The sequence below is a fragment of the Sphingomonas paeninsulae genome (assembly GCF_003660165.1).
Taxonomy (GTDB): Bacteria; Pseudomonadota; Alphaproteobacteria; order Sphingomonadales; family Sphingomonadaceae; genus Sphingomonas_O; species Sphingomonas_O paeninsulae.
The window spans coordinates 1,575,453-1,586,751 of record NZ_CP032829.1 but is presented as its reverse complement, the minus strand read 5'-3'; the positions used below and the strand labels follow the sequence as shown (position 1 = coordinate 1,586,751).

The window sequence follows — 11,299 nt, the reverse complement described above, 5'->3', positions numbered from 1 at the left end:
ACCCCTTGTGTGATAAATAAGACACACCATATCGGGCGCATCGCAATCAGGGACTAACCATGAACCTCGAACTTTTTACCGATCGCGCCAAAGGCTTTCTCCAGTCGGCGCAAACCGTTGCCATCCGGATGAATCATCAGCGCATCGCACCCGAGCATTTGCTGAAAGCATTGCTTGAGGACAGCGAGGGGATGGCGTCGGGACTGATCCGCAAAGCAGGCGGCGATCCGGCGATTGCAATGCGTGATACCGATGCCGCGCTGGCGAAACATGCCGCGGTATCAGGGGGTGGCGCTCAGCAGACACCGGGACTGGACAATGATTTGGTTCGATTGCTCGATGGGGCGGAGCAGGTCGCAAAAAAGGCAGGGGATTCTTATGTCACGGTCGAGCGGCTGTTGCTTGCGCTGACACTGGCGATGACGACACCCGCTGGGAAGGCACTGGCCGCTGCCGGGTTGAAACCCGATGCACTGAACACCGCGATCAACGAACTGCGCGGTGGTCGCACGGCTGACACGGCCTCGTCCGAAGATCGATACGATGCGCTGAAGAAATTTGCCCGTAACCTGACGCAGGCGGCGCGCGACGGTAAGCTCGACCCGGTGATCGGTCGCGACGAGGAAATTCGCCGCACGATCCAGATTCTTGCGCGGCGGACCAAGAATAACCCCGTGCTGATCGGTGAACCCGGCGTTGGCAAGACCGCCATTGCGGAGGGGCTGGCGCTGCGCATCGCGAACGGCGACGTTCCCGATGGCATCAAGGGTCGCGATCTGATGGCCCTCGACATGGGCAGCCTGATCGCGGGTGCGAAATACCGTGGCGAGTTCGAGGAACGGCTGAAGGGTGTGCTTGATGAAGTGCGCGGGGCCGAGGGGCAGATCATCCTGTTCATCGACGAGATGCACACGCTGATCGGCGCGGGCAAAGGCGAAGGGGCGATGGATGCGTCGAACCTGTTGAAGCCAGCGTTGGCGCGCGGCGAATTGCATTGCATCGGCGCGACCACGCTTGATGAGTATCGCAAGCATGTCGAGAAAGATCCTGCCCTTCAGCGGCGGTTTCAGCCGGTATTCGTGGGCGAACCGACGGTCGAGGACACGGTTTCGATCCTGCGCGGATTGAAGGAGAAGTACGAGCTTCACCATGGAGTCCGCATCACCGACGGCGCAATCGTTGCCGCCGCGACGCTGAGCAACCGTTACATCACTGACCGGTTTTTACCCGACAAGGCCATCGACCTGATGGACGAGGCCGCGTCGCGCCTGCGCATGGAAGTCGAATCCAAGCCCGAAGAAATCGAAAACCTCGACCGGCGGATTATCCAGATGAAGATCGAGGCGCTGGCGTTGGAGAAAGAAACCGATGCGGCGTCGAAGGACCGGCTCACCACGATCCGCAAGGACCAGGCCGATCTGGAGGAACAGTCAGCCGCATTGACGACGCGCTGGCAGGCCGAAAAGGAAAAGATTCACGCCGAGGCCAAGGTGAAGGAATCTTTGGATACGGCACGCATCCAGCTAGAGCAGGCGCAGCGGGCGGGTGATCTGGGCCGCGCGGGAGAGCTGCAATATGGCACGATTCCGGGGTTGGAAAAGCAGCTTGCCGAAGCAGAAGGCGCGGCGGCGGGCGCGATGCTGCGCGAGGAAGTGACCGCCAACGACATAGCGGGCATCGTCGCGCGCTGGACCGGCATACCCGTAGAACGAATGCTGGAGGGTGAGCGCGAAAAACTGCTCGCCATGGAATCGGTCATCGGCAAGCGCGTCATCGGGCAGGAGGACGCGATCAAGGCCGTGTCCGCAGCCGTCCGCCGCGCGCGGGCCGGGTTACAAGACCCAAACCGTCCGCTCGGCAGTTTCCTGTTTCTGGGGCCAACGGGCGTCGGCAAAACCGAGCTGACCAAGGCGCTGGCCGAGTTCCTGTTCGATGACGGGTCGGCAATGGTCCGCATCGACATGAGCGAGTTCATGGAAAAGCATTCGGTCGCCCGTCTGATCGGCGCGCCTCCGGGCTATGTCGGTTACGAAGAAGGCGGCGTCCTGACCGAAGCCGTGCGGCGTCGTCCTTATCAGGTAATCCTGTTCGACGAGGTGGAGAAGGCGCACGCGGACGTGTTCAACGTGCTGCTTCAGGTACTAGACGATGGGCGGCTGACCGATGGTCAGGGGCGCACGGTGGATTTCACCAACACGCTGATTATCCTGACGTCGAACCTTGGCAGTCAGTATATCGCCAATCTGCCCGACGATCAGACGGTTGCGAGTGTCGAGCCGCAGGTCATGGAGATCGTGCGCGGGCATTTCCGGCCCGAGTTTTTGAACCGGCTGGATGAGATCATCCTGTTCCACCGGCTCAGTCAGGCGAACATGGGGCCTATTGTCGATATTCAGGTGTCGCGTGTTCAAAAGCTGCTTGCCGATCGCAAAGTCACGCTGGAACTAACCGATGCCGCACGGGCTTGGCTCGGGCGCGTGGGGTATGACCCGGTCTATGGCGCACGACCGTTAAAGCGGGCGGTGCAGAAGTATCTGCAAGACTTGCTGGCCGACGCGATCCTGCGCGGTGATGTGCCGGACGGGTCGACGATTAAGGTCGATGAGGGGGATGGGGGACTGGTGCTCGGCTAGACGTCAGGCTTCGTAACCGAAGCGCTCAGCCCAGGGCGCGAGTATCGGGAGCACACCGGTCATGTGTTCCCGATAACGCTCCCACCGCCCGGTCGCGCGGCTATAAATTGGTTCGGTTACCTGCGAATAGCTTGCCGTCGAGATGACCCCACGATCGACCGCTGTTCTGGTATGATCGAGGGCCGACCCATCCCAATCGAGTTCCAGATATTTGAACAGGGAGCGCAATTCCGCCTCGCGATCGACGATCATGCTTTCATAGCGAAAGACGTGAACGTTGGTCGGAATGACGCTTATGCATTGCTCCCAATAGTTGAAGACAAGGTCATAGGTTTCGGCGGCGGTCTTCAGGTCGAGGAAATTTGTCATTGCGTTGTTCAGGCGGAAACTGGTGATAAAACAGCTGAGAACAACGTCATAGGGGTGCCGCAACGCAAGAATGAAATTCGCGTGGGGGAACAGCCTGTGCATCACAGGGACTTTAGTCAGGTGCATTGGGAACTTGTCCACGAGCAGCGACCCAGCTTTCAGATCCACGTACCGAGCGGCTTCGCTGTAATAGCGATCACAGTGCTGTTCGATGCCTTCGACAACCGGCTGCGCACCAATGGTCATCTTGCAATGGGTGGACAGATCGTTGACGCAACGCTTGTTGCCGCTCCCAAGCAGCGCAACACCCAAGAGGAGAAGGATGCTATCAAGGTGGGCAAGACAGCCGATGAGCTGGCCCAACAAACCCGCAAAGGCAGCGCAAAAGGACGTGGATGCACGCTGGACCGTGAAGTTTGCCAAAGCCCGCACCGCAGTGGCTGGCAAACAGCAGATCGACATCGCGATCCCGAGTTTTGGCTACAAGAACCATATCGCCATCGACCAGCGCTTCGGCTTCATCCGCAAATCAGTGGTCACCCATGGCGCCCGCCATGATGGATCACAGCTCAGGGAAGTGGTGACGACCGACAACACCGCGTCCGACGTCTGGGCCGACACCGCCTACCGGTCGAAGGGCAACGAAGCCTGGCTCAAGTCCAAGGGCCGGGTGAGCCGCATCCGTCGCAAGAAGCCGAAGGGCAAACCCCGCTCAGAAGCGTTGCGCGCTGCCAACCGGACCAAGTCCAAAATACGCGCACCGGTCGAACATGTCTTCGCGCAAGAAAAGGCGCATATGGCACTCTTCATCCGCACCATCGGTATCAAGCGTGCCGAGGCCAGGATCACCCTCGTCAATCTGGCTTACAACATGAAGCGCCTGATCTTCCACGAACGGCGGACTGCAGCAGGATAAGTGCGCCTGAAGTTGGCAATCGGAGCCCAAATAGACCGATAATAATCCAATATCAGGCCTTCAGCGATCATAGGATCGCTCCGTCTGAGCACTTCGACTGCCAGCGCCTCAAATCACGCGGTTGATGGAGGTGCCTAGCTTGCTTAAAATCACTTTACACCGCCAACGAGTCAGCGAGTTTTGCAGGCCTCCGAATTGCTTATCCGGGTGCTCGATGAGCAAACAAGTACCATATCACACATAAAAAAACGGCGGGCTCCGTGGGAACCCGCCGTTTAATTGGGTCAGGATCGATTACATGTCGAGAGTGACACCGACAAAGATATAGCGGCCATTGGCATCATATACTGTTGGGTAAGTGTTGCCGTTACCGAAAGATGAGATCGGCGCCGCTGTCTGGCTGAGGATTGGAGGGCTCTTGTCGAAAATGTTATTGGCACCGATCCGGAACGAGAAACGATCGGCAACCCGCGCGGTTGCTGTCAGATCGAAGTAGCTCTGGGCTCCGATCTTCTCATCTGCAGGATTGAACGATCCAGCAAGATCAGGCTGGTCGGACGACGCCTCGTAACGCACCTTCGAGAAATACCTCCAGCGAGCAGAAAGTCCAAGACCTACTGGCAAAGTCCAGGTCACACGCGCTGTATGCCGCCACTTGGATTGCGGGAAGCCGCACTGGCCACCGTACAAACCAATACAATTGAAATCGGCACCCGCCTTCTGTGATCGCACTTCGTCGGTGTAAGTACCGTTGACCGTCAGACCAATAGTACCAACCTTGTCTGTGCGAAGCGTGTAGGCCCCGGCGACATCAATACCGCGTGTCTTTAGTGAACCGGAATTCACGTTGGTATTGAGAGTGTAGCCGTTGGGTGTGAGCCACAACGAACCCGTACCATCGCGGTGAACCAGCGAGCAAAGTGCTGGATCGCCGTTGAGAGCGCATTGGTTGACGATCGTATCCGCACCCACCACACCGATAACGTCTTTTATCTTAATGCTGAATGCATCGACCGAGAGCGTGAAACCAGGCAGGAAAGTAGGCTGTAGAATGACGCCTGCCGTAAAGGTGTCAGCTTTTTCGGGCTTAAGATTGAGATTGCCGCCCTCGATGTCCTGATATTGGCCGGACGTGTTCGCACGGATGTTTCCATATTGTGCGGCAGTCACACCCGTTCGGGCACACTGCGCTGCTGTATCTGCAGGATGGCCGCTATCCGGGTCATTTGCGCAGGGATCAATCGAGCCACCCAGACCCAAGACCTGAGTCGCAAACAATTCCTGAGTGTTAGGTGCACGAACGGCACGGTTGTAGCCACCACGGAAGCGAATGTCATGGATCGGTGCCCAGACGAGTTCACCCTTGTAAGAGGTGACCGACCCCGAGGTGGTGTAGTCCGAATAACGGAAGCCACCGTTGAGGGTCAATTCGTCGAAGAACGGCTTGTGGCTTACGACAGGAATCTGAAGTTCGGCAAAAACCTCTTTTACAGAAAAGCTGCCATTTATGCTCTGCGTCGGGCCACCTTGTCCCGTCAAATCCCCGGATGCGAAAGCCTGATCGACATCAACTCGAACAGATTCCTTCCGATATTCAGCGCCAACGCTCAGGCCGATGCCGTCATCTGCAAAAGGTGACTGGATGCCATAGTTACCACCAAGAAAATTGACGCTACCACTAACAATCTTTTCTGTGGTTTCACCGGTCTGGAAACCCGGGGTCAACACATAGGCGAGCGACTGCGGAGAAAGCGCGCCCGATGCGAAGATGTTCAAAGGAATACAATTCGGATCCGATCCATCGACCACCGAACGGCAAACCGGCTGGCCCAAAGTTGCCGATCCAGGTCGTGTATCCGTTATGACATCGGTCGCCTTCGTAGCGCGAGACAGCGAAAACTCGTTCTTATAATTCAGCGCCATCGTGGTGGCACCAAACTGCCCATAGACATCATATGAAATGCCTGGAGCAAGATCGCCCTTTGAGCCGAGGACAACGCGGTAATTGGTATGGCGATAGTCAGCCTGGCGACCGCCACCTTCGACATCGCGCCGTCCGATAGTTGCGACTGCACGGTTATAGGTAGTACCATCAGGGTTGGTGTAGTTTACAGCCGACCCATCGGGGTTGGAAACGAGATTGTTAGGTGCGCAAATTAGCGCAGCCTCGGCAGCGGAAAACAACGGGTTGTTGCAGTTCAGTGTCGAGACGCTGCCCGATCCAAGAAAGAGGCCAGATGGTGCGATCTGAGCTGTGGTCCGGTCATCCATGAAGCTGAATTCAACGTAAGGCTTTATCGCATCGCTAATTTCATAATGGCCTAAGAACCCAGCCACATACCGCTTATCCGGGCGCTGAAAGTAGTTAAGCGGATTCGCATTGTACAGATTTCCGTCATTTACCGTGCCGTTCGGACCCACCCCGAAAAAGCCGTTATTTCCAAGCGAGAAGTTAGCAGGGAATGAGTTGGATGAACCTGTGCACCTGAATCCACCGCTCGCAACGGATGCCAAGCCACAGGCACTGTAATCGCGCGAGGATTGATCAAGTGCATTGATCTTACGATATCCTGCGTAAGCCACGATATGGCCTTTATCGTCCGATGTGGCGACGCCCATTTTCATGGATATATCGAACTGCGCGCCGCTCGTTTCGAGACCCGTTGGCGACGGATAACCCGCCGCGGTATTCAAGCCCTGAAAATAAGTCGACGAGTTGTCGTGATTATATACGCCGTAGTTCGTATCGAAACTCAGTCCAGTGTAGTCGGTGTCGAGGACGAAGTTCACAACACCGGCAATTGCGTCAGAGCCGTAAACCGATGATGCGCCGCCGGTCAGTACGTCGATCCGCTTCACCAGAATCGCGGGAACCGCGTTGATGTCGGCCGCCGAGCTTCCGCCTGCCCCAGAAGACGGCGCACCGGGATTGAGGCGGCGACCATTGACTAGAACGAGAGTGCGGCGGTCACCTAGGTTACGCAAATTGAGTGTTGCTGTGCCGTCAGACCCGTTTGATACTGCCGAACCTTGTTGCGGTGAAACTTGCGGCAGCTGGTTGAGCACATCCTCGAGTCGAGTAGCGCCCTGCAATTTGATATCGGCCGCATTTACGAATGTGACCGGACTAGCTGACGTGAGGTTAGGCTGCTGAAGGCGTGAACCGGTCACGATGATGGTGCCACCGGTATCATCAGGCGCACTAGCCTCGGCAGGCTCAGAGGGCGCAGGTACGCTAGTGGTCGTCTGTGCAAAAACAGGCGATGATATGAGGGCAACGCCCGCGATCATCGACGTCGCGAGAAGGCGAGTCCTGAATAGATTGCTGCTCATGATATTCCCCTTAGGTCGGCATTTTTGCCGAAATTCATACGTCGATGATGTTGCTCATCGGCGCTCATGACGAAGAAGTAGTTTATGAACGTTTCATTACGCAATGCTTCGGCGGCAAAAGGGTTGCTTTTGTGAACCCATGTTGCATCCCGGCAACACATTGTTACACAAGACGATGTGTCCATCCGCAGATGCACCAGCGCCATTCAGGGGAAGAGCTTGAAAATGAACACGAAATTTTTACCAATGGCTGCGGTACTGCTGGCGGTTCCGTTCGGGATTAACTCCGCGATTGCGCGGGATCGGGCCAAGACCGCAACTGTCGAAACGCCGGCCCCGATTACTGCCCTGGCGAAATGTCGACAGTTGACCGACAATGCACAGCGCCTGTCATGTTACGATCTTGCGGTTGCTGAACTGAGCACGGCCATAGCGACTAAGAATGTTTATGTTGTCGATAAGACCAGCGTACGAAAAGCGCAGTCCTCGCTCTTTGGTCTAGAACTGCCCAGTCTCGGGCTGTTTACCGGGGATGCGACGGACTCCAACGCGGTTACCCAGTTAGACGGAGTTATCGCATCGGCCGCACAAGAGAGTTTTGGCAATTGGCGCGTGACGCTCGAGGATGGATCAGTCTGGCTGCAGACCGATGAAGTGCCGCTTGGCGTATCGCTGAAGGCGACGAACAAGGTCACGGTCAAACGCGGCCTGATGGGAAGCTACAAGATGAGCGTCAATGGCCGCCCAGCTTTTCGGGTCAAGCGGGTAGCATGACCCTCGTTGAACAAGAAGGTGGCCGAACAGAAAAGGGGCGCCGATCGCTCGGCGCCCCCTCTCAATTAGATATCAAGGTCAGTATTTTACGTTCACGCCAATCGAATACGTCCGGCCAAACAGGCCTTCTGTATAAACATTCTGAGCCGTGCTGCCTGCGGCCGGGAATGGCAAACCGCGGTTCGTGACATTATCGACATTGAAGCGGATGACAAACTTCTCTCCGGCTTTCAGAGCCAAACTTGTGTTCCAGACCACATATGTAGGAACGCCGGGAATATCCCTTGTTCCGGCTGGTTCACTTGCATCGAACAAAGCTGGCCCAATAATACGAACCTGATTGAACCAACTGGCAGACCCTGTGTCGAGTGTTGCCTGAACGCTTGCCTGATCGATGCTGCTACCGATATTGCCCCGCGTCTGAGTCGCCCCGGACGCATCGCTCACGATCGTATATTGTTTGATCAGGTGCTGATAATTCGCCCCAGAGTGAGCATGCCAATCGATCGAGGAAGAGCAACTCGATAGTCCAAAACAGCTTGTATCGAACGGAATACACGTCCGCCCTGATTGATATATGGCTCATCGAGAGTCAAAACCTGTCCGAAATTACTTGCCGCGTTGCTACGTGTAATCAATGAGCAGTAGACATTGTTTGGATAGTCATTTGCATCATAGCAACCTGACAGAACATCGCGCGCCGAAGACGCTACAATGGTTTGGCGCAGATTTATGCTAATATAGTCGATCGAGAGCGATAGATTTGGTACGAAACGAGGTTGAAGAACTGCGCCGATAGTCCAACTGTTGGCAACTTCATTCTGAAGATTTCGATTGCCGATTACGTTAATTGGCACCGCCGCTCGAGTGATTAATGACACAAAATTTGTTGGAAGTCCCGCTGCCGCGCAGTTGGCCTGACGCGTTGCGGGATTAGGACCGCTGCTTAAACTCCGCCTATCACAGGGATCAAAACCCCCGTCGAACGCCGGCTGATTTGCGGCGAACAGTTCAGTGGCTGCTGGCGCACGAATAGAACGTGTGAAATTACCCCGGATCGCCAGATCGCGGGTTGGTGCAAAACGTCCGCCGGCCGTCCAAGTAAATGCTTTACCCGCGACCGAATTGTCCACCCAGCGACCAGCAGCGTTTGCTTCAAGCGCATGAATAAAAGACACCTCCATCGCCGGACTGATCAAAGGCACTCGCACTTCGCCGAAAACCTCGTTGGTGGTATAAGAGCCAGCTAAGGGAACTATTGCCGCTGAACGCCCGAGGGCGGCAGTGTAAAATGTGTCCGGCTGGAAGCTCGAATATTCGCGACGATTTTCATAACCCAACGAAGCAGCCAGATCGCCGCCCGGGAGACTCACGATAGCGCCAGTTATCGTTGCGAGAAAATCACGTTGACTGGTGATAGCCACCGTCCGAGCATTCGTGGTTATGTAATCTCGCGCGGCCTGGCTGGGAGCGCCGTTACCAAACAGATTAAGTGGAGTACAAGTTGTCGAAATCGTGCCACTATATTCTGGGGTGTTCGGCGGAGCAGTCGGGTCGTTCGGATCCGGTGCGAAGGGCGCACAGACAATCTGTCCCGCAGCGTTTGTCGTGACATTCAAAGCACGACGCAGATTGGGCTCTACAAGCGTCGGTGTGATGGATTCGCTACGCGTCCGTCCATAATTTCCCGAAGCCTCCCATGACCATTTGTTGCCAAACAGGGTTAAATCCCCATTAAATCCACCGACGAAACGATAAAGATCCTGATTCAGTTTCGCGACGCCGGACACAAGATCCGTATTGGCTCGTCCGACATAAAAGTCTGCATCATCGCCGGATGGCAGCCCATTTGCGACAAGATTTGCGCGAATGATATCGCGTGCCTGGGCGGTGAGATATGGGTTACTCAGCTTAAAGACGAAGTTGCCGTTTACATTAAAACTACCGGGATCGGATTGGGCAAATCCAGTGTTGTAGACTGGCTGGCCTGCGAGGTTGGTGGCGCGGTTTTTCGAGTACCAACCCTCAGCAAATGCGTGAACCGAGTCGGTCAGATCATAGTTGATAAAGGCGGCAGTATTAATGCGCTCACTGTTGACTGCAAGATTCGTTATATCTGCGGCATTGAGATTATCGCCTCCAAGAAATGTTGTCGGATCGGCCGTTGGCGTGCCCGTGTTAAATGGGACAAGGTTGCCGTTGGGGCCGAAGCGAACAAAGCCTCCATTGGCATCAACAATACTGCTACCTGGGCCTAGAGGGGCACCATTAAAAATATAGGGATTGCCCCCAGGCGTGCCTAGGAAAGTGCGAAGGTTTCCCGCCAGAACCTGCGAAAAGTGAGAATTCGGATCGAGTGGCGCAATGAAACCATTTTGAGCGCGGATGGACGCCCGCTCATTACCGAGCAGTCCATCCGACGAAACATATTCTGCAACTGCCGTGAAGTTACCGCGCCCGCCAGCGAAATCAGTTCCTGCGAGACCTCTGACACGCCAGTTGAACAGATCGGCCTGATTGCTGATGCCACTCTGGGCATCGAGATCCAACCCATTGAACTTTTTCTTAAGTATAATGTTAACGGTTCCGGCAATCGCATCCGCACCATAGATCGGCGCTCCACCGATCCCGATCGTCTCAACTCTTTCGATCAGTTTGGTCGGGATAACGTTCAAATCGACCTGTGTGCCACTGCCGGCGAACGAAAAGACACTTGCCGGGTTAGCGCCGACAAAGCGGCGACCGTTTACCAACGTCAGCGTGCGCTGAGATCCCAGCGAGTAAAGATTCACGAAGCTTTGGCCAACGCCGAACCCGTTACCTTGGTTGCCGACCAGCGAACTGTCAGCAATGCCAAAGCCGGGCGTCTGATTAAGAGCTTGCGCCACCGTAGTAATAGCCCGCTCATCAAGTAGCGCACCAGATGTCGTAATCGTGGGTTGATTATTGTCATATGCCGCCCGTGGAATGCGCGAACCGGTTACGATAATTAAGCCGTCAGCGTCCTCGGCCTCTGTGTTTGCTGATCGAAGAGGACTGTTCGCCGCCTGGCTAAAAGCCGGTCCTGTTACAGCAACAGCGCCAACAAACAGCGAGGAGGCGAGCAAACGCCCGCGGAAAAACGAAATCATGATACAACTCTCTGTTAAGGCTATCTTTCTGTCAGACATGCCACCTGACTGATCGATAATAAGGCTAGCCACACAAAGGTGGGCAAGGCTCGCAACCTTAACGCGAGATGTATGAACAAGTTGTTATGTAGCGTAACTTGAAA

7 protein-coding genes are annotated in these 11,299 nt (G+C 55.5%); 3 read left to right on the top strand and 4 right to left on the bottom strand.

The annotated features are described in order from the left end of the window. Positions 1 to 59: 59 nt before the first annotated feature. Positions 60 to 2,633 (top strand): ATP-dependent chaperone ClpB, encoded by a 2,574-nt coding sequence (clpB, locus tag D3Y57_RS13285; protein WP_121153379.1) that lies wholly within the window; start codon positions 60 to 62, stop codon positions 2,631 to 2,633. A gap of 3 nt (positions 2,634 to 2,636) precedes the next feature. Here the strand turns inward: clpB and D3Y57_RS13280 are convergent, their stop codons facing one another. After that, positions 2,637 to 3,314: a sulfotransferase family protein gene (locus D3Y57_RS13280; RefSeq protein ID WP_162987113.1), complete on the bottom strand. Its 678-nt coding sequence runs from the start codon at positions 3,312 to 3,314 to the stop codon at positions 2,637 to 2,639. Positions 3,315 to 3,351: 37 nt separating this feature from the next. On the opposite strand from D3Y57_RS13280, the gene D3Y57_RS13275 reads away from it, so the two are divergent. Then, on the top strand, positions 3,352 to 3,918 hold the full coding sequence (locus D3Y57_RS13275; protein ID WP_121155904.1) for a transposase: 567 nt from the start codon (positions 3,352 to 3,354) through the stop codon (positions 3,916 to 3,918). 294 nt (positions 3,919 to 4,212) lie between these two features. Here the strand turns inward: D3Y57_RS13275 and D3Y57_RS13270 are convergent, their stop codons facing one another. After that, a complete protein-coding gene (locus tag D3Y57_RS13270; protein WP_121153377.1) occupies positions 4,213 to 7,251 on the bottom strand; it encodes a TonB-dependent receptor domain-containing protein in 3,039 nt (1,012 codons plus the stop codon). A gap of 225 nt (positions 7,252 to 7,476) precedes the next feature. On the opposite strand from D3Y57_RS13270, the gene D3Y57_RS13265 reads away from it, so the two are divergent. Then, positions 7,477 to 8,025: a hypothetical protein gene (locus tag D3Y57_RS13265; protein ID WP_121153376.1), complete on the top strand. Its 549-nt coding sequence runs from the start codon at positions 7,477 to 7,479 to the stop codon at positions 8,023 to 8,025. Between the two features lie 78 nt (positions 8,026 to 8,103). On the opposite strand, the gene D3Y57_RS21165 is transcribed toward D3Y57_RS13265, so the two are convergent. Both D3Y57_RS21165 and D3Y57_RS13260 read right to left on the bottom strand, forming a co-directional pair. Continuing rightward, positions 8,104 to 8,472, bottom strand: coding sequence for a TonB-dependent receptor (locus D3Y57_RS21165; protein ID WP_277873309.1), 369 nt, complete (start codon positions 8,470 to 8,472; stop codon positions 8,104 to 8,106). A gap of 17 nt (positions 8,473 to 8,489) precedes the next feature. Then, positions 8,490 to 11,156 (bottom strand): TonB-dependent receptor domain-containing protein, encoded by a 2,667-nt coding sequence (locus D3Y57_RS13260; RefSeq protein WP_277873308.1) that lies wholly within the window; start codon positions 11,154 to 11,156, stop codon positions 8,490 to 8,492. Positions 11,157 to 11,299 lie beyond the last annotated feature (143 nt).

Excerpts from the sequence above, each read along its gene's own strand:
- clpB (WP_121153379.1), top strand. The coding sequence starts at position 60 with ATGAACCTCGAACTTTTTACCGATCGCGCCAAAGGCTTTCTCCAGTCG.
- D3Y57_RS13270 (WP_121153377.1), bottom strand. The coding sequence starts at position 7,251 with ATGAGCAGCAATCTATTCAGGACTCGCCTTCTCGCGACGTCGATGATC.
- D3Y57_RS13265 (WP_121153376.1), top strand. The coding sequence starts at position 7,477 with ATGAACACGAAATTTTTACCAATGGCTGCGGTACTGCTGGCGGTTCCG.
- D3Y57_RS13260 (WP_277873308.1), bottom strand. The coding sequence starts at position 11,156 with ATGATTTCGTTTTTCCGCGGGCGTTTGCTCGCCTCCTCGCTGTTTGTT.
- D3Y57_RS13275 (WP_121155904.1), top strand. The coding sequence starts at position 3,352 with ATGAGCTGGCCCAACAAACCCGCAAAGGCAGCGCAAAAGGACGTGGAT.